At 75.6% G+C, this 21,571-nt stretch carries 22 protein-coding genes; 11 read left to right on the top strand and 11 right to left on the bottom strand.

Annotated elements, in window-relative coordinates:
• Positions 1 to 68: 68 nt before the first annotated feature.
• Positions 69 to 731 carry a hypothetical protein gene (locus KJP73_RS09225; RefSeq protein WP_213282508.1) on the top strand — a complete coding sequence of 221 codons (663 nt, stop codon included), beginning with the start codon at positions 69 to 71 and terminating at the stop codon, positions 729 to 731.
• A 56-nt stretch (positions 732 to 787) separates the two neighbouring features.
• Here the strand turns inward: KJP73_RS09225 and KJP73_RS09220 are convergent, their stop codons facing one another.
• Positions 788 to 1,528 (bottom strand): ANTAR domain-containing protein, encoded by a 741-nt coding sequence (locus tag KJP73_RS09220; protein WP_213282507.1) that lies wholly within the window; start codon positions 1,526 to 1,528, stop codon positions 788 to 790.
• Between the two features lie 73 nt (positions 1,529 to 1,601).
• Positions 1,602 to 2,327 carry a GAF and ANTAR domain-containing protein gene (locus KJP73_RS09215; protein WP_213282506.1) on the bottom strand — a complete coding sequence of 242 codons (726 nt, stop codon included), beginning with the start codon at positions 2,325 to 2,327 and terminating at the stop codon, positions 1,602 to 1,604.
• A gap of 125 nt (positions 2,328 to 2,452) precedes the next feature.
• Between KJP73_RS09215 and KJP73_RS09210 the strand changes: the two genes are divergently transcribed.
• A complete protein-coding gene (locus KJP73_RS09210; RefSeq protein WP_213282505.1) occupies positions 2,453 to 3,139 on the top strand; it encodes a GAF and ANTAR domain-containing protein in 687 nt (228 codons plus the stop codon).
• A 164-nt stretch (positions 3,140 to 3,303) separates the two neighbouring features.
• A complete protein-coding gene (locus KJP73_RS09205) occupies positions 3,304 to 4,839 on the top strand; it encodes an MDR family MFS transporter (protein WP_213282504.1) in 1,536 nt (511 codons plus the stop codon).
• A gap of 82 nt (positions 4,840 to 4,921) precedes the next feature.
• Here the strand turns inward: KJP73_RS09205 and KJP73_RS09200 are convergent, their stop codons facing one another.
• Positions 4,922 to 5,254 carry a DUF3140 domain-containing protein gene (locus KJP73_RS09200; RefSeq protein WP_213282503.1) on the bottom strand — a complete coding sequence of 111 codons (333 nt, stop codon included), beginning with the start codon at positions 5,252 to 5,254 and terminating at the stop codon, positions 4,922 to 4,924.
• A 222-nt stretch (positions 5,255 to 5,476) separates the two neighbouring features.
• Here KJP73_RS09200 and KJP73_RS09195 point away from each other — a divergent pair, with 222 nt between their 5' ends.
• The gene (locus tag KJP73_RS09195) at positions 5,477 to 6,259 is read left to right on the top strand and encodes an ANTAR domain-containing protein (protein WP_213282502.1); all 783 of its coding nucleotides are present in this window, start codon (positions 5,477 to 5,479) and stop codon (positions 6,257 to 6,259) included.
• A 38-nt stretch (positions 6,260 to 6,297) separates the two neighbouring features.
• Here the strand turns inward: KJP73_RS09195 and KJP73_RS09190 are convergent, their stop codons facing one another.
• On the bottom strand, positions 6,298 to 8,385 hold the full coding sequence (locus KJP73_RS09190; protein WP_249669251.1) for a HelD family protein: 2,088 nt from the start codon (positions 8,383 to 8,385) through the stop codon (positions 6,298 to 6,300).
• A gap of 132 nt (positions 8,386 to 8,517) precedes the next feature.
• On the opposite strand from KJP73_RS09190, the gene KJP73_RS09185 reads away from it, so the two are divergent.
• Positions 8,518 to 8,919, top strand: coding sequence for a DUF6766 family protein (locus KJP73_RS09185; RefSeq protein ID WP_213282501.1), 402 nt, complete (start codon positions 8,518 to 8,520; stop codon positions 8,917 to 8,919).
• A 17-nt stretch (positions 8,920 to 8,936) separates the two neighbouring features.
• Entirely contained in the window at positions 8,937 to 9,209 is a 273-nt protein-coding gene (locus tag KJP73_RS09180; protein WP_249669250.1) for a sulfurtransferase TusA family protein, read from the top strand.
• Between the two features lie 70 nt (positions 9,210 to 9,279).
• Here the strand turns inward: KJP73_RS09180 and KJP73_RS19715 are convergent, their stop codons facing one another.
• Entirely contained in the window at positions 9,280 to 10,089 is an 810-nt protein-coding gene (locus KJP73_RS19715) for a siderophore-interacting protein (protein ID WP_249669249.1), read from the bottom strand.
• Between the two features lie 140 nt (positions 10,090 to 10,229).
• Entirely contained in the window at positions 10,230 to 10,691 is a 462-nt protein-coding gene (locus KJP73_RS09170; RefSeq protein ID WP_213282500.1) for a MarR family winged helix-turn-helix transcriptional regulator, read from the bottom strand.
• Between the two features lie 102 nt (positions 10,692 to 10,793).
• Between KJP73_RS09170 and KJP73_RS09165 the strand changes: the two genes are divergently transcribed.
• The gene (locus tag KJP73_RS09165; protein WP_213282499.1) at positions 10,794 to 12,026 is read left to right on the top strand and encodes an MFS transporter; all 1,233 of its coding nucleotides are present in this window, start codon (positions 10,794 to 10,796) and stop codon (positions 12,024 to 12,026) included.
• A 14-nt stretch (positions 12,027 to 12,040) separates the two neighbouring features.
• Here KJP73_RS09165 and KJP73_RS09160 read toward each other — a convergent pair whose 3' ends face one another.
• From KJP73_RS09160 to KJP73_RS09145, 4 genes are all read right to left on the bottom strand, one after another.
• Entirely contained in the window at positions 12,041 to 12,742 is a 702-nt protein-coding gene (locus KJP73_RS09160; protein WP_283770227.1) for a response regulator, read from the bottom strand.
• Positions 12,739 to 14,211: a sensor histidine kinase gene (locus KJP73_RS09155; RefSeq protein ID WP_213282498.1), complete on the bottom strand. Its 1,473-nt coding sequence runs from the start codon at positions 14,209 to 14,211 to the stop codon at positions 12,739 to 12,741. The genes KJP73_RS09160 and KJP73_RS09155 overlap by 4 nt, the downstream gene beginning before the upstream one ends.
• Positions 14,212 to 14,356: 145 nt before the next feature.
• Positions 14,357 to 15,181, bottom strand: a complete 825-nt coding sequence (locus KJP73_RS09150) for an ABC transporter permease subunit (protein ID WP_213282497.1) — start codon at positions 15,179 to 15,181, stop codon at positions 14,357 to 14,359.
• A complete protein-coding gene (locus tag KJP73_RS09145) occupies positions 15,178 to 16,146 on the bottom strand; it encodes an ABC transporter ATP-binding protein (RefSeq protein ID WP_213282496.1) in 969 nt (322 codons plus the stop codon). Before KJP73_RS09145 ends, KJP73_RS09150 begins: the two co-directional genes overlap by 4 nt.
• Before the next feature lie 226 nt (positions 16,147 to 16,372).
• Between KJP73_RS09145 and KJP73_RS09140 the strand changes: the two genes are divergently transcribed.
• Both KJP73_RS09140 and KJP73_RS09135 read left to right on the top strand, forming a co-directional pair.
• Positions 16,373 to 17,236 carry a Bax inhibitor-1/YccA family protein gene (locus KJP73_RS09140; protein WP_213282495.1) on the top strand — a complete coding sequence of 288 codons (864 nt, stop codon included), beginning with the start codon at positions 16,373 to 16,375 and terminating at the stop codon, positions 17,234 to 17,236.
• Between the two features lie 106 nt (positions 17,237 to 17,342).
• Complete coding sequence (locus KJP73_RS09135; RefSeq protein WP_213282494.1) at positions 17,343 to 18,749, top strand: cystathionine beta-synthase; 1,407 nt, start codon at positions 17,343 to 17,345, stop codon at positions 18,747 to 18,749.
• 138 nt (positions 18,750 to 18,887) lie between these two features.
• Here the strand turns inward: KJP73_RS09135 and KJP73_RS09130 are convergent, their stop codons facing one another.
• Positions 18,888 to 20,153, bottom strand: coding sequence for an FAD-binding protein (locus KJP73_RS09130; RefSeq protein ID WP_213282493.1), 1,266 nt, complete (start codon positions 20,151 to 20,153; stop codon positions 18,888 to 18,890).
• A 129-nt stretch (positions 20,154 to 20,282) separates the two neighbouring features.
• Here KJP73_RS09130 and KJP73_RS09125 point away from each other — a divergent pair, with 129 nt between their 5' ends.
• Positions 20,283 to 20,687 (top strand): FKBP-type peptidyl-prolyl cis-trans isomerase, encoded by a 405-nt coding sequence (locus KJP73_RS09125; protein WP_213282492.1) that lies wholly within the window; start codon positions 20,283 to 20,285, stop codon positions 20,685 to 20,687.
• A 160-nt stretch (positions 20,688 to 20,847) separates the two neighbouring features.
• Positions 20,848 to 21,564: a purine-nucleoside phosphorylase gene (gene deoD / locus KJP73_RS09120; protein WP_213282491.1), complete on the top strand. Its 717-nt coding sequence runs from the start codon at positions 20,848 to 20,850 to the stop codon at positions 21,562 to 21,564.
• Positions 21,565 to 21,571: the final 7 nt, after the last annotated feature.

Here is a 21,571-nt window from a genome sequence, read left to right as displayed (position 1 = left end):
GCCACCCGCGACCGCGCGTGCGACGGTGGGGGTGGCGGCCTCGTGCCGCCCTCGAGGGAGCGGCTCGCATGACGACCACGACGTACCTCCAGCGTCATGCCGACAGCGCCGCCGCCGGGATGGGATCGGGCGCGCACGCGAGCATCACGTTCCGCCACCTCGGTGCGACGGTCCGGGCGGCGAGCAGCAGCGCCCGCGTCGCGCGGTGCGACGACGAGGACGCCGCCGGGCTCGACGGGCCGAGCGCGCTCGCCATGCGGGGGATGCGCACGGTCGTGCTGCCCGACCTGCTGGCGGAGGCGCGCTGGCCCTCGTGGCGCGGGCGGATGCGTGCGGAGCACTTCGCGTCGTTCGTGGTGGTGCCGGTGTCGCTGGGGGACCGTGCGGAGATCGCCGTCGCGTTCTACGCGGTCGGCCTGCGGGACTGGCTGGGGGACGACCTGACGACCGCCGGGGTGCTCGCGGAGGCCATCGCCGCGGACGTGCGGGGACGCCTGGGCCTGGCCGACCTCGACGCGCGCACCTGGGCGCCGCGGTTCGGCGCGCACGCCCGGGAGCTGCACGCCGTCGGGGTGCTGATGGAGGCGCGGGGGCTCGGCGCGGGGGCGGCGGAGGAGCTGCTGCGGGCGGTGGCGGTCCGCACCGGCGCCGACGTGGCGCAGGTCGGCGCGTGGGTGACCGCGGGCGCGACCGGGTCCCGGGGCCGGCGCGGCCCGGCCGCCTGCGCCTGACGTCGGACGGCGGTCGGTCGGTCGCGGCCGACCCCCGTCACCCCGGTCACGCCCCGTCAGCCACCCGTCAGCCAGGCGGGCCGGTCGCCCCGCTCCGCCGCGTCGAGGACCTCCTGCGCGACCGCGGTGATCGCGCCGGACGTGGCGTACGCCCGGCGCTCCAGGATCACGAACGCGTCGCCCGCGTCGACGCCGCGCAGGTAGCGCACGACGCCCTTGGCCTGCTCCACGAGGGCGCGCTGCTCCGCGGTCGTGCGGACCGCTCGCGCGACCGCCTCCATGTCGATCCGCTCGCCGGCGTGCACCGTCGTGATGGCGGCGAGGTCGGCGAACGCCCGGGCGGCGACGCGCTCGTCGGCGGTCAGGGGGTGCGCGGAGTCGAGGAAGATGTTCAGGGCGCCGAACGGCCGGCCCCGCCAGCGCATCGGCAGGGCGTGCACGGCGTGGCGTCCCGACCGGAGCACGGAGGGGCCGAACCGGGGCCACCGGGCGACGAGCGCCGCGTCACCCACGACGGACAGGTCGTCGTCCTCCAGCATGGAGTCCTTGCAGGCGCCCTCGTCGATCTGCGCCTGGTAGAGCTCGAGCGAGCCGGCGGTGTGCGAGGACGCCGCGAGCAGGTCGAACCGGTCGACGGTCGGCTCCGCGAAGTCCTCGGCGACGAGCACGCCGACGTCCGCCTGCAGCGTGTCGGCGCACGCGCGGACGAGGTTGTTGAGCACGCTGACCGCGTCCTGCTCCGCGGCGAGCGTGGCCAGGGTGGTGGTGAGCGCCGCCATGGCGGTGGGACGGCTCATGGTGCCCTCCGGTGGGTGCGCGTCGGGGTGGTGGGGGTGGTGGAGGTGGTGCGGCGGGTCGTGCGGTGGGCGTTCATGGCTCCTCCTCGGGCTGGAAGCGCAGCTCACGGTCGAGGACCTGGTTCGCCACCACCGGCAGCGTCAGGTCCAGGGCGAACGCGTGGGCGCGCAGCAGCGCGAGCGCGTCGTCGGCGGGGACGGCGAGCTGCGCCATCACCATGCCGACCGCCTGGTGGATCACGGACCGCTCGTCCCAGGAGGCGCCGGGCGGAGGGGTGCCGGGAGCGGTGCCGTCGAGCACCGCGACCGCGATGACGTCCGCGACGAACGCGAGGTCGTCCAGGGTGCCGGTCAGCGCGCCGGGGCGGGACCGGTAGAGGGTGAGCACGCCCAGCACGCCGGGGCCGGCGTGCAGCGGGACGGCGGTGAGCGAGACGGCCGGCGTCTGGCGGGTGACCATCTCGGCGAACTCGGGCCACGGGGTCCCGCGGTCGGTCAGCGAGGTCGTCAGCGCGGCGTCCTCGCGTGCGACGTCGGCGGACGGGCCGCGGCCCACGACGTCGTGGATCTGCTCGATCCGCGCGGCCACGTCGTCCGTCGCGCAGAGCACCGAGCGGGTGGCGAAGTTCCGGGCCTCCGCTGTGAGCGCCAGCGACGCGCCGTCCGCGTCGGAGACCACCCGTGCGGCCTCGCACAGGCGCGCCACCAGCGAGCCACCGCCCCGGATGCCGGCGGCCGTCGACGTCAGGGTGGCCAGCAGCGTGGGGCGATCGACCATCGTCTCCACCTCGCTGCTCACGTCCGGTCCTGCTCCGACCTTATCCGCCTCGCCTCGCGCGGGCGCGGGTACGCGCGGCGTCTTGCGACCGCCTGATGCCGGTGCGACCCTGAGGCTCCACGGCCGCGCGGGGCAGGAGGACGGACGTGACGGGCCTCGACGGGACGCAGGCGGACGAGGGGCTCGCCACCCTCGCGGAGCACCTCGGCCTGTTCATGGAGCGCGCGGGACACCACCTCGGGTTCGACCTGGCGTGCAGCATCATGGTCGTCGACGCCGGCGAGGTGCGGCAGGCCGCGAGCAGCGACCCGCGGGCCGCGCACTGCGACGACGTCGAGGCGGCCGAGTACGTCGGGCCGTGCGTCGACGCCATGGAGTCCCTGCAGGCGGTGCTCGTGCCGGACCTGCTGGCGGAGACGCGCTGGCCGTCGTGGCGGAGCACCGCGCTCGCGACGGGCTTCCGGTCGGCCGCCGCGTTCCCCGCGCACCTCGCGTGGCCCGCGCGCGCCGCGCTGAACGTGTACAGCGAGCGGCTGGACCCGTGGGACCGCGACACGGTGGTCCGCTGCGACGTGTACGCGCAGATGATCGGCGCCGTGGTGGACCTGTGCCTGCGCACGGAGGAGCTCGACCGGCGCCGCGCCGCGCTCGAGACGGCCCTGGAGGCGCAGGCCGCGATCGACCGCGCGGTCGGGGCGGTCATGGCGACGTCGGGCTGCGACGCCGCCGAGGCGCTGCGCATCCTGCGGACCGCGACGCGCCAGGGGGAGTCGGACCTGCCGGAGGTCGCCCGCACGGTGCTGCAGCGGCTGGCGGACGAGCACCCCCGCTGACGAGCCGCGGGCGCCCGGCACCTCCCGGCACCTTCGCCACCTCCCGGCACCGCGTGCGGGAATGAACCAGGTCGTCGCCGTCGTTGGCCCGGAGCGCGCCTCCCCCACGGGCCACCGCCCGAGCGCGCACGCCGGCCGACCGACCCCGTGAGGGAGACCCCTGCATGACTGCGCACGACGACACCGCGCTGCGCGAGCGCGAGCACGACCCCCGCCGCGACCCCGCGCCGGGCTCCCCGACGGCTCAGCGCGCCGTGAGCGCCCCGGCCGTGGACCGGCTCGACCCGCGCGACCGCACGGTCATCGGCCTGCTGCTGGTCGCCGGCTTCGTGGTCATCCTCAACGAGACCGCCATGGGCGTCGCCCTGCCCGTGCTGATGGCCGAGCTCGGCGTCTCCGCCGCGACCGGGCAGTGGCTCACCACGGGCTTCATGCTGACGATGGCCGTGGTCATCCCCGCGACCGGCTGGGTGATGGACCGGTTCCGGACGCGGCAGATCTTCGTCGCCGCGATGTCGCTGTTCACGGCGGGCACGACGATCGCCGCGCTGGCGCCGGGCTTCGGCGTGCTGCTGGTCGGCCGCGTCGTGCAGGCGAGCGGCACCGCGGTGATGATCCCGCTGCTCATGACGACCGTGCTCACGCTGGTGCCGCCGGCCATCCGCGGCCGCACGATGGGCACCATCTCGATCGTCATCTCGGTGGCCCCCGCGGTCGGTCCGACGATCTCCGGCCTGGTGCTGTCGCAGCTGAGCTGGCGGTGGATCTTCCTGGTGATGCTGCCGTTCGCGCTCGTGGCGCTGGCGCTGGGCGTCTGGAAGGTCCGGGACGTCACCACGCCGCGCGACGCCCGGCTCGACGTGCTGTCGCTCGCGATGTCCGCCGTCGGGTTCGGGGCCCTGATCTACGGGCTGTCCAGCATCGGCGAGTCGGCGGGCGGCCACACCCCGGTCGCGCCGTGGATCCCGATCGTCGTCGGGCTGCTCGCGCTCGCCGCGTTCACGCAGCGGCAGCTCCGGCTGCAGCGGACCACCGGTGCGTTGCTGGACCTGCGGGTGTTCGCCGACCGGTCGTACACGGTGTCCACCGTGGTGCTGGTGATCAGCTTCATGGCGATGTTCGGCGCGCTGATCGTGCTGCCGATCTTCCTGCAGGACGTGCTGGGGCGGGGGACCCTGCAGACGGGGCTGCTCCTGCTGCCGGGCGGCGTGGTCATGGGCGCGCTGTCGCCGCTGGTCGGGCGGCTGTTCGACCGCTTCGGGCCGCGGCCGCTGGTGACACCGGGCGCCGTGGCGCTCAGCGCCGCGCTGTGGCTGCTGTCGACGTTCGGCCCGGGCACGCCGGCGGGCCTGGTGGTCGCCGTGCACACCCTGCTCAGCGTCGGCCTGGCGTTCATGATCACGCCGCTCTTCACCTCGGCGCTCGGGTCGCTCCGCAAGGAGCTGTACGGCCACGGCAGCGCGATCATCAACACCGTGCAGCAGCTCGCCGGCGCCGCCGGCACGGCGCTGTTCATCACGGTGCTGTCCACTACGATCGCCGCCCGGCTGGGCGAGGGCGCCGACCCGGTCGCCGCGACGGCCGACGGCGTGCAGGGCGCGTTCATGTGGGGCGGCGTCGTGTCGCTCGTCGCGGTCGGCGCGTCGCTGCTGGTCCGCCGGCCCGCGACGGTGCCCGGCGAGCGCGTCGCGATGCACTGACCGGACCCGGTCCGCTCACGACCACGGGGTCGCGCCGTCCGGCGCGGCCCCGTCGTCGTCGGGGCCCTCGCCACGGCCGGGCTCAGGGCTTGAGCGGGTCGTGCCCCACGGACATCAGGCGGTGCCGCCAGCGCGCGTCGCCGGCCGTGGGCTCCGGCTCCTCGCCGCGCAGCGAGCGGACCGTGTCGACCACCGACTGCATCGTCCGGGCGTCGTCCGGCGTCAGGTCGGTGCGGCGCTTGGCGAGGATCTCCAGCACCGCCTGCGACCGGTCGGGCCCGGCCTGGTCCGGCAGCGGCTCGGTGTCCTCGCCGGCGTCGCGCGTCATGAGCCAGTCCCGCAGCTCGCGGGACGTCATGTTGACGACGTCGTGGAACTCCTGCCACAGCTCGTCGTCGATCTCGGCGTGCGCCACGGTGCCCCCTCCGTTCGGGCTGACGGGCGGCGCCGCGGGCCGGACGCCGCGCCGTCCACGCTACGACGGGCCCGGGGGAGCGGCACCTGGGACCGCCGCCGGGGAGCGGCGCGGCGCGCTCCCGCAGGTCCCGCCCCTGCGGTGGCGGGACCGGCGGATCTGCGTCACCATGTCGCCCTGTGCAGCGCAGCGCAGCGCGCAGGACGACGCCCGGGAGTTCCGATGCGCGTGCAGGGCCCCGACGAGGCGATCCGGCTGGACGCCGACGCCTCGCTCGACGCACTCATCCACACCCTCACCACCCACGCGGGCCGCACCCTCGGCGTCGAGGCGCAGGCCTGCGCCACCGCGACCGTCCGGGGCCTGGACCGTTGGCTCGCCGCGGCGTCCGTCGCGGCCGCCCGGTGCGACGGCGCGCAGGACCGCCACCGCCAGGGCCCGCGGTACGCCGCCCGGGAGACCGGCGCGCCCGTGCTGCTGGACGACCTCGCCGACGAGCGCCGCTGGCCCGTCTGGACCCACGCCTGCGCCGTCCAGGGCTTCCGGTCCGCCGCCGTCGTCGCGGGCACCCACCGCGACGTCACGGTCTACCTGTCGCTGTACGGCCGCCGGCCGGGCGCGTGGGGGGAGGTCGCGGCGCGCGCCGCCGGGATCGCCGAGGGCATCGCCTCCGTCGTGGCCGCGCGGGACGAGGTGATCGCCCTCGCGCAGACCATGGACGACCTGCTCGCGTGCAGCCGCACCCAGCCGCTGATCGACCGCGCGGTCGGGGTCGTCATGGCGCAGCGGCACTGCGACGCCACCGAGGCGCTCGCCTACCTCCGGTCCGCCGCGACCGACCGCGATGCCCGCGAGGTCGCCGCCGGGCTGATCGCCGGGGTCGCCCCGTCGCGGGCGCGGGGCGCCGGCGGGGTCCTCCCGCAGCGTGACGGCGACGCCCCGGGGCCCGCCGGGACGACGGGCGGCCGGGCGCCGTCGGGCATGGCGTCGGCCGGCGCGGCCTGACCCGCGGCCTGACCCGCGCCTGACCCGCGGCCGGGCCGTCAGTCCCGCGCGACCTCGACCGTGCACAGCCGCCGGGTCGGCCGCGTCACCGCGACGTAGACGTCCCGCTCGCCGCCGGGCCGGTCCGCCGCGATGCCGTCGGGGTCCACGACCAGCACGGTGTCGAACTCCAGCCCCCGCACCCGGGACGCCGGGACCACGCGCGCCCACGGCGCCACGGCGTCGGCCAGCACCGCCAGGACCTCCTCGGTGCCGATGACGGCCCGCAGCTCGTCCGGGTGCGCCGCCGCCTGCGCGCGCAGCTCGCCGGTGACCGTCGCGACCAGGGCGTCGCGGGTCGTCGTGAGCCGCCGGGGTTCCTCCCCGTGCCGGACGGACCGGCTCGGCGTCTGGTCGGGGGCGATCCGGGCCAGGAGCTCCCGGGTGCTCGCGAGGATCTCCTGCGTCGTCCGGTACGAGACGGTCAGCGTCGTGACCTCCAGCCGCGCGGAGACGTGGGCACCGAGCGCCTCCGCCCACGTGCGCGAGGTGGTCACGGGCCCGGCCTGCGCGAAGTCGCCCACCACCGTCATGGACCGCGACGGGCACCGCCGCACGACCATCCGCCACTGCAGGTCGGTCAGCTCCTGCGCCTCGTCCACCACCACGTGCCCGAACACCCGCTCCGGCGGCCCGTCGAGCAGCGCCTCGGCCTCGTCCAGCAGCGGCAGGTCCGCCCGGGTCCACGGGGCGTCCGCCGGACGCAGCAGCACGGCCCGGTCGTCCGCCGTGAGCCGCGGCGCGCACGCCGGGAGCAGCGCCGCGTCGGACAGCAGCCGGCGGACCAGGTCCTCCGGGCGCAGCCGTGGCCACAGGGCGGTGACGGCGGCGTCGACGAGCGGGTCGCCGGCCAGCTCCTCGCGCACCGCGTCGGCGTCGAACTCCGCGGACAGGTCGTGCGCCGGGCCGTCGTCGTAGCCCAGGGAGCGCAGGTCCGCGGCGGCGGCCCGGTCGAGGTCCATGCCCGTCGCGGCCGAGACCTCCGCGTCGATGCGGGCGAGGTCGTCGACCGCGCGGCGCTCCAGGGCGTCGGTGAGCGCGTCCACCAGGTGCTCGTGCAGGACCTCGCGGGCCGCGTTGTGCGGCAGCCCGCTGCCGGCCGCCCGCGCACGGCCCTCCGCGACGGTGCGGGCGTCGAGGGCGATCTGCTCGCCGCCGACCCGCACGGCGAACCGGGGCGTTCCCGGTGCCTGGTGCCGGCGGACGAGCGCCGCGACGGCGTCCGCGAGGGCGGCGGTGCCCTTGAGCCGCGCCGTCGCGAGCGGCTCGGCGGCCGTGGCGCTCCGGCCCGTGAGGTCGTCGGCCGTCGCGAGGACGACGTCGTTCTCCCCGAGCGAGGGCAGCACCTGGGAGATGTAGTCGAGGAACACGGAGTCGGGGCCGAGCACCAGCACGCCGTCCTCCGCCGCGCGCGGGAACGCGTACAGCACGTACGCCGCGCGGTGCAGCGCCACGACGGTCTTCCCCGTACCCGGCCCGCCCTGCACCACCGTGACACCGCGGTTGTCCGAGCGGACCACCGCGTCCTGCTCCGCCTGCAGCGTGGCGACCGCCTGCCCCATCCGGCCGGTGCGCGTCGCCTCCAGCGCCTCGGTCAGCGGGTCGTCGCCGACCACGTCGCCCGGACGGTGCGCCGATCCGTCGAGCACCTCGTCGCTCACGCGGCGGACGCGGCGGCCGGTCACGTCGAGGTGGCGCCGGCGGCGCACGCCCATCGGGTGCACCGGGGTGGCGGCGTAGAACGGCCGCGCCGCGTCCGCGCGCCAGTCGACCAGCAGCGGCTCGTCGCGGTCGTCGGCCCGCAGCCCCAGCCGGCCCACGTGCCGCACCTGCCCGTCCGCCAGGTCCACCCGGCCGAAGCACAGGGCGTGCTCCGCGCCGTCCAGCCGCGCGATCCGCCGCGTGAGTCCCGCCGCGGTGGCCTCGCGCACGTGCACGTCCGTCGCGCCGTCCGCCCCCCGCCGCAGCACGGCCGCCAGGTCCGACCGCACCTCGGCACGCTGCCGGTCCAGCAGGGCGTACGCGGCGTCGAGGTGCTGCTGCTCGGCGCGCACCTGCTCCGCGGCAGGGTCCAGGGGTGCCGGCACGTCGTGCTCCTTCGCCGTCGGGGGCCCCCATCGTGCCGGATGCGCTGCTCGACGGGCGCCGCCCGCCCACCGGGGCGACACTCGCCCTGTCACCGGGTCCGGGGTGGGCCCGGCCGGAGCAAGGAGGCCGCTGTGGCTGGTCAGAAGCCGAACCGCCCGAAGTTCTTCACCGCGTACTCGTTCGGGATCGTCACCGGGGCCCTGTTCCTGTTCTCGTGGGCGGGGCAGTTCCTGTTCCAGCTGATCGAGCAGCGCAACGACGCGGCGGAGCACGGGCAGGCGTTCGAGTGGTCCCAGTTCTTCCCGGCGTTCCTGTCCTCCACGTTCGAGAACTGGCAGTCGGAGTTCCTGCAGCTGGTCTGGCAGGCGGCCGGCCTGGCGCTGTTCTACTTCTGGGGGTCGTCGCAGTCCAAGGAGGGCGACGAGCGGATCGAGGCGAAGATCGACCGGCTGCTGATCGAGCGCGGGGTCGACCCGGCGGAGTTCGAGTACCGGGAGGAGCGGGACGCCGAGCACCAGGAGCACCAGCGCTGACGCGGTACGGTCCCCGGGTGATAGTGCACGTCGACGGGGGAGACCTGGGCTGCGCCCGGCTGCTCGTCCTGCTCCGCGCCCGCGCCCGCGAGCTGGACCCGGGGACGGTCGTGCACCTGACCACGTCCGACCCGGTCGCCCCGATCGACCTGCCCGCGTGGTGCCGGATGACCGGGCACCGGTACCTGGGCCCGGTCCCGGACGGCCCGCCGCCCGCGACCTACGCGGTCGAGGTCGCCGCGGACACGCGGCCGACGGACCCCGACCGGCCGTGGCACCTCGCCCCCTGACCGGCCTCGTGCCCTGACCGGCCTCTTGCCCTGACCGGCCTCGTGCCCTGACCGCTGCGGGCGCGCCGGGTCAGTCCAGCCCGGCGGCCGTCTCCGCGTCCTCGATGCCCCGCAGCCAGTCCCGCTTGCCCGCGCGCCAGCCCTCGTCGTCCGCGCCGAGCCGCCAGTAGCCGGAGATCGACAGGTCCTCCTTGGCCATCCCGCGCTCGACGCGCAGGTACCGCCGCAGCTCCCGCACGGACCCGGCCTCGCCGTGCACGAACGCGTGCACCCGCCCGTCCGGCCACGGCAGCGCGCGCACGGCCTCGACGAGCCGCGCGCCGGGGGGTGCCCCGTCGGCGTGCACCCAGCGCAGCGCGATGCCGTCGGGGACGTGCAGCGCGACCTCCTCGGACCGGTCGGCGACCTCGATCACCGCGACGCCGGTCGCCGCGTCCCCGAGCCGCTCCAGCGACACCGCGATGGCGGGCAGCGCCGACGCGTCGCCCGCGAGCAGGTGGTGGTCGGCGGTGAGGTCCGGGGTGTAGCCGCCGCCGGGGCCCACGACCACGATCTCGTCCCCGGGGACCGCGGCCGCCGCCCAGGGTCCCGCGACGCCCGCGGCGCCGTGCACGACGACGTCGACGGTCAGGGTGAGGTCCATGTCGTCGTAGGCGCGCACGGTGTACGTGCGCATCCGCGGCTGGTGCTCCGGCGGCAGCGCGGCGCGCGCGGCCTCGAGGTCCACCTGGCCCTCGGGCGTGGTCCACGTGGCCAGCACGTCGGCGCCGGAGGCGGAGCGCCCGACGCCGGGCAGCAGCACCAGCTTCACGTACGAGTCGGCGTGCGGGGACGGCACGAAGCCGGCGATGCCCGGGCCGCCGAGGGTCAGCCGCACCATGGCCGGCGTCAGGTGCTCCGTGCGCTGGACGGTCGCCCGCGGGCACCCGCCCTGCGCGCGGTCCGGGGGCGGTGGCCGGTGCGCCGGGACGAGCGTAGGTGCTGCCGGCGCGCGTCGTCACGCAGGCCCGCGGGGGTGTCTCACCGGCGGGCGTTCGCGCGGCCCCAGGTGTCGACGTCGAGGTTGAGGCGCGTGAGCAGCCGCGCGAGCTCCGCGCGGTCCTCGGCCGGCCACCCGTCGAGGATGGCGCCGTACATCCGCGCCCGCACCTCGCGGGTCTCGGCCAGCGCGGCGAGGCCGCCCGGGGTCGGCTCGACCAGCGTGACGCGGCCGTCGGAGGGGTCGGCGGTGCGCACGACGTGCCCGGCCTGCTCCATCGCGAGCACCTGCCGGGTGACGGTCGAGGGGTCCAGGCGCAGCGCGTCGGCGATCCCGTTCACGCTCGCGGGGCCGTCGGCGGCCAGCACGCCGAGCACGAGGTACGCGGACCGCTCCAGGTCCCCGGGGCGGCGCGTCACGGAGCGGCGCGTCCGCTCCGAGAGGCGCAGCAGCATGGCCACCTGCGCCTCGATGGTGCGCAGGGCGTCGTCCGGCTGGTCCATCGTCTCTCCGTCGATCGGTCGGTCCGCGCAGTCTGCCACGCCTCGGGAGAATCTACCTGTATGATGCAGGTAAACCCGACGACGTCTCCTTGAGGACCCCGCATGCCCAGTCGGCACCCCGAACCGAACAAGACCGCCATCTACGCCACCGCGCTCACCGCGTTCTTCGCGATCGCCGGCATCGCCGTGGTCGACCCGATCCTGCCGGTGATCGGCGCGGAGATCGGCGCCTCCACCTGGCAGATCGAGCTGCTGTTCACCGCGTACCTGATCGTCATGGCGGTCGGGATGATCCCCGCCGTCATCGCCACCGGCCGGTTCGGCTACCGCGCCGTGCTCGCGACCGGCGTCACGGTGGTCGCCGCCGCGGCGGTGCTCGCCGCGCTGTCCGGGACCATCGCGCAGCTCGCCGTGCTGCGCGGGCTCTGGGGCCTCGGCAACGCGATGTTCTTCGCGACCGCCATGGTGCTGCTCGTCGCGCTGGCGACCGACCGGGAGTGGGTCGTCGAGCTCTTCGAGACCTGCGTCGGGCTCGGCTTCGCGGTCGGTCCGCTGATCGGCGGGCTGCTGGGGCAGATCTCGTGGCGCGTGCCGTTCGCCGCCTGCGGGGTGCTCATGCTCGTCGCGCTCGGCATGTCGATCACCCGGCTGCGCGACCCGGAGGACCCGCCGAGCGCGCTCCGGCTCCGCGACGTGCTCGCGCCCTACCGCCGGCCCGCGTTCCGGACGCTGTGCGTCGTCACCGCGGCCTACAACTTCGTGTTCTTCGTCGTCCTGGGCTACACGCCGGTGTTCCTGGGGCTCGACGTGATCCCGCTCGGCCTGGTGTTCACGGCCTGGGGCATCGGGCTGGCCGTCGGCATCCTGCTGGTCGGCCACCGGCTCGCGCACCGCATCGGCGCGGTCGCGACCGTGGGCGTCGCGATCGGCGGGCTGCTGGTCGCGCTCGTGTTGCTCGCCACCAGCGCCGGCACGGCCGAGGCGGTGGTCGTGCTCGTCCTCGCCGGCGTGTGCATGGGCATCGCGAACGCGAACCTCACCGACCTCGCGCTCGGCATCGGCGGCGCCGACCGTCGCACCACCACCGCGGCGTTCAACCTGGTCCGCTGGGGCTTCGCCGCCCCCGCCCCCGTCATCGCCGGCCTGCTGCACCCCGTCAGCGCCACCGCGCCCTACTGGGTCGGCGCCGGCGTGCTGCTGCTCGGCGTGCTGGCCTTCGCGTGGAAGGGGCAGGGCATGGCGACCGCCGTCGGCGAGCGCCTCACGTGGCGGCAGCTGGACCGCGCGGCCCGGTCCGCCGAGGGGACGCCAGAGGAGGCGGTCGGCGAGGTGTGACGGCCGCGCGGGCGTCAGCGCCCGACGATCCCGGACTCGTACGCCAGCACCACGGCCTGCACCCGGTCCCGCACCCCGAGCTTCGCGAGGATCCGCCCGACGTGGGTCTTCACCGTCGCCTCGGACAGGAACAGCCGCTCGGCGACCTCGGCGTTCGACAGGCCCTCGGCCACGGCGAGCAGGACCTCGCGCTCGCGGTGCGTGAGGTCGTCCAGCCGGGCGTCGGTCCGGGGCGCGGGCGCGGCGCCCGCGGAGGGCAGCTCCTCCGCGAACAGCTCGAGCATCCGGCGGGTCACGCGCGGGGACACCACCGCGTCCCCGGTCGCGACCGCGCGGATCGCGGCGGTCAGCTCCGCGGGGCGGGCGTCCTTCAGCAGGAACCCGCTGGCGCCCGCGCGCAGCGCCGCGAAGGCGTACTCGTCGAGGTCGAACGTCGTGAGGATCAGCACCCGGGACGTGGACCCCGACGCGACGATCCGCTCGGTCGCCTCGATGCCGTTCACGCCGGGCATCCGCACGTCCATCAGGACGACGTCCGGGGCCAGCGCCGTGACCTGACGCATCGCGTCCGCGCCGTCGCCGGCCTCGCCGACGACGGTGATGTCCTCCTCGTCCTCCAGCACCAGGCGGAAGCCCATCCGCAGCAGCGGCTGGTCGTCCACCAGCAGCACCCGGACGGGTCCGGTCCGCTCGTCCGCCGGCGGGGTCGTGGTCACGCGTGCTCCTCGGTGGTGGTGGGGCGGGCGGGCGGCGTCCCGGGGACGACCGTCGCCGTCGCGCCGGTGTCGTCGGTCCGCAGCTCCACGTGCACGCGCCAGCCGGCGCGGTACGGGCCCGCGGACACGGTGCCACGGTAGACCGCCGCGCGTTCCCGCATGCCGACCAGGCCGCGGCCGGTGCGCGCGGGGACCGGCGCGGTGGGCAGGGCCGAGGCGGGCTCGGCGTCGGTCCGGGCGTCGAGCAGGTCCGAGCGCCGGTCGCTCAGCCGGTCGCCCAGCCGGGACAGCCGGCCGCCGTCGCCGTCCCCGTCGCCGACCGGTGCCGCCCCGCCGCCGTCGTCGACCACCTCGATGCCCACGCGGCGGTCGCCGTGCCGGACCAGCACGTCGACCCGGCTGCCCGCGCCCGCGTGCCGCAGCGCGTTGGTCAGCGACTCCTGCACCACCCGGTAGACGGTGAGGGACAGCCCGGCGTCGGACGGCAGCGGCGGCCCCGTGGTCGTGAGGTGCACGGTGAGGCCGGCCGCGCGGAACTGCTGCACCAGCGACTCCAGGTCCTGGGTGCCGGGCTGGGGCTCCAGCGGCACGTCCGCCCCGCGCAGCACGCCGAGCATCCGGCGCATGTCGGCCAGCGCGGAGCGCCCCGTCTCGGACAGCAGGTCCAGGGCGGTCTCGGCGTCGTCCGGGGAGCGGCGCACCGCCGCCCGGGCGCCGTCCGACAGGGCGATCATCACGGTCAGCCCGTGGGCCACCACGTCGTGCATCTCCCGCGCGATCCGGGTCTGCTCGGCGGCCGCGGCGAGCTTCGCCTGCTGCTCGCTCGCGTCCATCAGCTGCTGGTGCCGCTCGACGAGCCCGCGGGTGTGCAGGCGCCGCCCGCGCACGTTGGCGCCGACCGCCATGCCGACCAGGCCCAGCAGCAGGAAGCTCGGCACGTCGGACGCCGCGGCGGCGTCCTCGCCGTCGGCCCGCTGCACCACCGTGCCGTCGGGCGTGGTGACCGTGACCATGCCGGTGCCGCCGGACGCGTCCTCGCCCCAGGCCAGCAGCGCGCCGATCACGAGGACGGACGCGCTGCCGAGCACGATCCACCCGACCCGCTGGGGGAGCGTCGCCGCCACCACGTAGAGCGCGAACGCGAACCCCAGCGCGAACGGCCCGAGGTGGCCGGACAGCAGCACCGCGCCGGCGCCCAGCACCGCCAGCAGCACCGCCACCTGGACGGGCGAGCGCCGCCGGAACGCCAGCGCCACCGTGCCGAGCGCCGCGAGCACGAGCGTCCCGGCCACTCCGCGGGCGGACGGGTCGGGGTCGATCCCGAGGACCCCGCCCAGCGCGGTGCTGACCAGGTCGACCGCCCCGAGCGCGAAGAACAGGCAGACCAGGACGTCCGAGGCGCCCGGGTGCCGGGCGAAGTACCGCCGGACGCGGCCCAGGCGGCGCGCGTCCAGCTCGGTGAAGGCCATCGACGGGTGGCCCGGGTCGGTGCTCAGGGGGCCCTCCGGTGCGGTCGGTGCGGTCGGCTGCGGCGTCGGGGTCCCGGGTGCACGGCGACCCCGCCCCCGGGCGGGGACGGGGTCACTGTGCCAGACCCGGTGGGACGCCGACGGCTCAGGCGTCCCGGCGGCGCAGCAGCACCGCGCCGAGCGCCAGCGCGACCACGCCCCAGGCGACGAGCACGCCGTAGCCCTGCCACGGCGTGAGCACCGCGTCCGGGCCCGAGGTCTGCACGAGCTGCGAGCCGGCGGACATCGGCAGGTACGGCGCGATCTTCTCGAACACGCTCCACGGGATCGCCGTCACCATGGTCTCGACGACCAGCAGCAGCCCGAGCACCGCGGCGAGCGCGCCCGCCGAGTGGCGGAGCATCGCGCCGATGCCGTAGGCCAGCAGGGCGATCGCCGCGAGGTACAGCGGCGCGCCGAGCAGGATCCGCTGGTTCACGGCGTCGCCGAGGTCGACGTGGTGCGCCTCCCCGAGGACGGGGTAGGTGACCGCCCAGCTCGCGAGGGTGCCGACGACGCCGGTCGCCCACGCGACCACCACGACGACGAGGCCCTTCGACAGCAGCGCCGGGATCCGGGTGGGTGCCGCGGTCAGGGTGCTGCGGATCATGCCGGTCGTGTACTCACCGGTGATCGTGAGCACCGCGAGCACGACCATCGCCAGCTGCGCGAGCTGGATTCCGCCCACGACGTCCGCGGCGGTGACGACGTAGCCGACGCCCGCGTCGTCCATCTCCCGGACGCCGAAGTACGCGAACAGCCAGGCGAACCCGGCCTGCGCGACCACGGTGATGGGCAGCACCCACCACGTCGCGCGGACGGTCCAGAGCTTGATCCACTCGGACTTGACGAGGCGGCCGAAGGTGACGCGGACGTCCGACGAGGGCCGGGCGGCGGCGCGGGTGGCGGGGACGGTGGCGGTGGCGCTCATCGCCGGGCCTCCTGGGGGGTCTGCGCGGCGGCGGCCGCGGCGAGGGCGGGGTCCGCGCCGGTGGGGGCGGAGTGGTACTCGACGTCGTCGGCGGTCAGCGACATGTAGGCGGCCTCCAGCGAGGCGGACACCGGGGTCAGCTCGTGCAGCACGAGGCTGCTGCGGGCGGCGAGCTCGCCGATCTGCGCGGCGGTGCTGCCGGTGACCTCGAGCAGGCCGGCCTCGACCGACGTGACGGTGACCTCCGGGCCGCGGAGCAGCTCGACCAGCTGGGTGGCGTGCGGGCTGCGGACCTTGACGGTGCTGCCGGACGCGCGGGCGACGATGTCGGAGACCGGGGCGTCGGCGATGATGCGGCCGCGGCCGATGACCAGGATGTGGTCGGCGGTCACCGCCATCTCGCTCATCAGGTGCGAGGACAGGAAGACCGTCCGGCCCTCCGACGCGAGGTGCTTGACGAGGTTGCGCACCCAGAGCACGCCCTCGGGGTCGAGGCCGTTCACCGGCTCGTCGAGGATCAGCGTGCGCGGGTCGCCGAGCAGGGCGGCGGCGATGCCCAGCCGCTGGCCCATGCCGAGGGAGAACCCGCCGACCCGCTTGCCGGCCACGGCCTGCAGGCCCGTCATCTCGATGACCTCGTCGACCCGCTTGCGGCCGATGCCGTGCGTGGCGGCGACCGCCCGGAGGTGGTTCGTCGCGGAGCGGCCCGAGTGGACCGCCTTGGCGTCCAGCAGCGCGCCGACCTCGGTCAGCGGGGACCGGTGCTCCGCGTACGGGCGCCCGTTCACCGTGACGGTCCCGGACGTCGGCCGGTCCAGGCCGACGATCATGCGCATCGTCGTGGACTTGCCGGCACCGTTCGGGCCGAGGAAGCCGGTCACCTTCCCCGGCTGCACGGCGAAGTCGATGCCGGCCACCGCCGTCTTCTTGCCGTACCTCTTGGTCAGTCCTCTTGCCTCGATCATGGTTCCCTCACAGGTGGGTCCTCAGGTACATGACGAACCTACGGACGGCGCTCGCGGCGCGGAACAACCCCAAGGCCGAACCTGGGGACCCCCGGCCTCGCCATCACGGAGGACGGCGTCCACCTCACGGATGACCTCGGGGCCGGCGGGAACTACCGGGGCGGTGCGCGCGTTGAACCCGGATGAACCACTGCCGGCTCGCACCTCGAACCGACCTGGAGGACCCATGAGCAACCCGGTGTTCAACAACAGCGCCGTCTTCGGCGACCCGCGCGCCCGCGGCAACCGGGGCGCCCGCCAGCAGCAGGGCGGGGCGACGGGCACGCTCGGCGGCGCCACCGGCCCCGTGATCGAGGCGTCGACGCTCGAGCAGATGTACGGCGCGCCGACCGCGACCACCCGGGACACCGGGCGCCTGACCTACGACGACGTCATCATCAAGACGGGCGGGCTGCTCGCGCTGCTCGTCGTCGTCGCCGCGGCGACGTGGAACCTCGCGCCGGGGCTGTGGCCGCTCGGCGCGATCGTGGGCCTCGTGCTCGGTCTGGTCAACGCGTTCAAGCGGAACCCCAGCCCCGCGCTCATCACGCTGTACACCGTCGCGCAGGGCGTGTTCCTCGGCGGGATCAGCCTGGCGTTCCAGAACATGACGGTCGACGGCACGAGCACCGGCACGGCCGAGCCGATCGTGCTGCAGGCGATCATCGCCACGTTCGCGACGTTCGGTGCCGCGCTGTTCCTGTTCCGGTCCGGCCGCGTGCGGGTCACCCCCAAGTTCACGCGCTGGCTGATCATCGCGATGGTCGGGTACCTGGCGTTCTCGGTGGTCAACCTGGTGATGTCGTTCTTCGTGTCGAGCGACGGCTTCGGCCCGCTGCGCGACGGGCCGTTCGGCATCCTCGTCGGACTGTTCGCGGTCGGCCTGGCCGCCGCGAGCCTGATCATGGACTTCGACTCCATCAAGCGCGGCGTCGAGCAGGGCGTCCCGGCGAAGTTCGCCTGGTCGGCGGCCTTCGGCCTCATCGTCACCCTGGTCTGGCTGTACCTGGAGATCCTTCGGATCCTCGCGATCCTCCGCGGCAGCGACTGACGCCCACACCTGCACCGCGACGACGGCCCCGCACCCCGGCCCTAGGCTGGGAGGCGGGGCCTTCTCGCGCCCCGCACCACCCTGACGCTCCCTGGGAGACCGACCCGTGAAGTACGCGCAGCACATCTCCGAGCTCGTCGGCGGCACCCCGCTGGTCCGGCTCAACGCCGTCACCGAGGGCCTCGCCGCGACCGTCCTCGCGAAGGTCGAGTACCTCAACCCCGGCGGGTCGGCCAAGGACCGCATCGCGCTGAAGATGATCGAGGCGGCGGAGGCCTCCGGCGAGCTGCGCCCGGGCGGGACGATCGTCGAGCCGACCAGCGGCAACACCGGCGTCGGCCTGGCCCTGGTCGCGCAGCGCAAGGGGTACCGCTGCGTGTTCGTCTGCCCGGACAAGGTCTCGGAGGACAAGCGCGACGTGCTGCGCGCGTACGGCGCCGAGGTGGTCGTCACCCCGACCGCGGTCCCGCCGGAGCACCCGGACTCCTACTACTCCGTCTCAGACCGGCTGGTCACCGAGATCGAGGGCGCCTGGAAGCCGAACCAGTACGCCAACGTGAACGGCCCCGCGAGCCACTACGCGTCGACCGGCCCGGAGATCTGGGCGGACACCGACGGGCGCGTCACGCACTTCGTCACCGGCGTCGGCACGGGAGGCACGATCACCGGCACCGGCCGGTACCTGCACGACGTGTCCGCGGAGCGCGCCGAGGCCGACGGCGGCCGGGTGCGGGTCGTCGGCATCGACCCGCTCGGGTCCGTCTACTCGGGCGGCGACGGGCGGCCGTACCTGGTCGAGGGGGTCGGCGAGGACTTCTGGCCGCCGGCGTACGACCCGGCCGTGCCGGACGAGATCATCGCCGTGTCCGACGCCGACTCCTTCGCCATGACCCGGCGGCTGGCCCGCGAGGAGGCCCTGCTGGTCGGCGGCTCCTGCGGCATGGCCGTCGAGGGCGCGCTGCGCCTGGCGCGCCGGCTCCAGGACGAGGACCCGGAGGCGGCGGCGCGCGCGGTCATCGTCGTGCTGCTCCCGGACGGCGGGCGCGGCTACCTGTCCAAGATCTTCAACGACCGGTGGATGCGGTCCTACGGGTTCCTCGACGCCGGCCAGGGTGCGACGGTGTCCGACGTGCTCCGGACCAAGGACGGCAGCCTGCCGGCGCTCGTGCACACGCACCCGAACGAGACCGTCCGGGACGCCATCGAGATCCTCCAGGAGTACGGCGTCTCGCAGATGCCCGTCGTCGGCGCCGAGCCGCCCGTCAAGATCGGTGAGGTCGCCGGCGCGGTCTCGGAGCGCGAGCTGCTCGACGCGGTGTTCTCCGGCGCCGCGGCGCTGTCGGACCGCGTCGACCGGCACATGTCCGCCGCGCTGCCGCTGATCGGGTCGGGGGAGACGGTGGACTCCGCTCGGGAGTCGCTGCAGAAGCACGACGCGCTGATGGTCGTCGACGACGGCCAGCCGATCGGCGTGCTGACGCGGCACGACCTGCTGGCGTTCCTCGCGCGGTAGCCGCCCGTCCGCGTGCGACCCGCGCCCGCCGAGGTGGCAGTCGCTGCCTGGCCGCGGGCGGCCGGTGCAGGCGCGAACTGTCATCTCGGCGACCGCCACGAGGCGGAGGCGGCCGGTTCCCCCTACCGGACGGGGTGCTCAGCCGCCCAGGACGTGCCGCTCCACGAACGGGTTCCGGAACTTTCCTTCCGGGTCTAGCCGCCCGACCATGGCCCGGAAGTCGTCGAGCCGCGGGTACAGCGCCCGGGGGTCGCCGTCGGGCCCGGCGACCGAGGCGAAGAGCTTGCCCCAGTGCGGTCGCGCGCCGAGCGGGGCCAGGGCCGCCTCGATCCGGGGGAGGACGGCCTCGACCTCGGCCTGCCGCGGCTGCCAGGTGAAGTGCAGCCCGACCCGGTCGCCGCCGTACGCGCTGCTGAGCCAGAGGTCGTCGGCGGCGACGGTGCGGACCTCGGAGACCTGCAGCAGCGGGGCGACGACCGGGGCCAGCGAGCGCAGCTGCTGGATCGCCTCGACGGCGTGCTCCCGGGGCAGGAGGTACTCGGACTGGAGCTCGTCGCCGTTGCTCGGCGTGAACTCGAGCCGGAAGTGCGGCAGCCGCTCGTGCCACGGGCCGGGCCGGCCGAGCTGCTCGGTGCAGTTCACGGGGTCGATCCCCGGCAGGGGGTGCAGCGGCCCGGTCGCCGGCCGCGCGCCGAACAGCTCCGCGCGGGGCTCGTACGTCGCGCCGGGCGCGAGGCGGGTCTTGCGCCAGACCTGCCGGACCGCGGGGCCGGCCCAGTCCGTGAACAGGCTGACCGAGTCCGCGGAGCCCGTGACGTCGTCCAGGTGCTCCAGCACGGCCTCCCACGGCAGGTCGGTGTGCACCTCCTGCGCCACGTCGTACGCCGGCTCGACGTCGAGGGTCACCCGCACGACGACGCCCAGCGCGCCGAGGCCCACGACCGCCCCCGGGAAGTCGGCGTCCCCGCGGCGCAGGTGCCGCAGCGAGCCGTCGGCGGTGACGAGGTCGAGCGCGGCGACGGCCGCCGCGAGGTTCTGCGACCGGTCGCCGGAGCCGTGCGTCGCCGTGGCCACCGCCCCGGCCACGGAGATGTGCGGGAGCGACGCCAGGTTGTGCAGCGCCCAGCCCCGCGGGTGGATCGCCCGCGCGAGCGTCCCGTACCGCGTGCCGGCGGAGACGGTGACCGTGCGCGCCTCCTCGTCGATGGCGACGCCGGGGTCCAGGGCGTCGAGGCGCACGAGGTCGTGCGGGGTGTCGGCGAGGTCGTTGAAGCAGTGCCGGGTGCCCAGCGCGCGCACGTGCGCGGCGGAGGCGACCACCTCCTGGACCTCCGCGACGGTCCGCGGCTCGTGCACGCGCGCGGCGGAGTAGGTGAGGTTCCCGGCCCAGGTGGTCAGCGACATCGGTGCTCCCGTCCCGGCGGGCGCCCCTCGCCCGCCGGCACGACGCTAACCCAGCCCGGACGCCCATTCGCGGCACGGGCGGGCCAGCGGGCAGGATGGAGCCGTCCGACCCCCGACCAAGGAGACGTCATGCCCGCCACGCTGCCCGAGGCCACCGGATCGTTCGGTGAGAAGCCGACCCTGACGTTCCCCGAGGGCGACGCCCCCGCGGAGCTCGAGGTGCTGGTGCTGTCGCCCGGCGACGGCCCCCTCGTCGAGGCCGGCGACGACCTCGAGGTGCACTACCTCGGCCAGAGCTGGAACGGCGCCGTGTTCGACAACTCGTACGACCGCGGGTCGTCGATCAGCTTCCCGATCGGCGTCGGCGCCGTCATCGGCGGCTGGGACGAGGGCCTCGTCGGCCAGCCCGTCGGCTCCCGCGTCCTGCTCTCGATCCCGTCGCACCTCGGCTACGGCGACCGCGGCGTCCCGCAGGCCGGCATCCGCGGCGGCGACACCCTGGTGTTCGTCGTCGACATCGTCGGCACCCACTGACGCCCAGCCGCCAGCGCACGACCCGCACGACGCACGACCCGCACGACCACGACCGCCGCCCGCGCCCGACGAGGGCCGGGCGGCGGCGTGGCGTCGGCGGCAGCACCCGTCGGCCCGCACCCCGCCCGTCCGCCCGCGCCGAACCCCACCGGAGCCCCGCATGCCCACCCCGCACATCTCCGCCGAGCCCGGCGACTTCGCCCCCGACGTCCTCATGCCGGGCGACCCGCGCCGCGCGACCCGCATCGCCGAGACGGTGCTCGAGGACGCGCGGCTGGTCACCGAGGTCCGCGGCGTCCTCGGCTACACCGGCACCTGGCAGGGCCGTCCCGTGTCGGTGATGGCGTCGGGCATGGGGGTGCCCTCGATCGCGATCTACGCCACCGAGCTGTTCCGGTTCTACGGCGTGCAGCGCATCATCCGGATCGGCACGGCCGGCGGCATGGCCCGGCACCTGCAGCTCGGCGACGTCGTCATCGCGACCGCCGCGCACACCGACTCGGGCCTGAGCGAGCGGCGCGTCCCCGGCGTGCACTACTCGCACGCCCCCGACTTCGGCCTGGCCGCCGCGGCCGTCGCCGCCGGGCGGGAGACCGAGGGCGCGGGGGTGCACGCCGGTGCGGTGCTCACCTCGGACGCGTTCTACGCCGACCGGCCCCAGGTGATGCAGGCGCTGGTCGACCACGGCACGCTCGCGGTCGAGATGGAGGCCGCCGGCCTGTACGCGGTGGCGGACCGCGAGCGCGCCAAGGCCCTGGCGATCATGTCGATCTCGGACTTCACGTTCCAGGCCGCGGAGCTCTCCTCCGCCGAGCGCGAGCAGCTCTTCGACCACGCGGTGCAGCTCGGCCTGGCGGCGTTCGCCACCGCCGTCTGAGGGTCGA

Source organism: Cellulomonas hominis (assembly GCF_901521055.1).
Lineage (GTDB): Bacteria > Actinomycetota > Actinomycetes > Actinomycetales > Cellulomonadaceae > Cellulomonas > Cellulomonas endometrii.
This window is presented reverse-complemented; position numbering and strand designations above follow the sequence as displayed.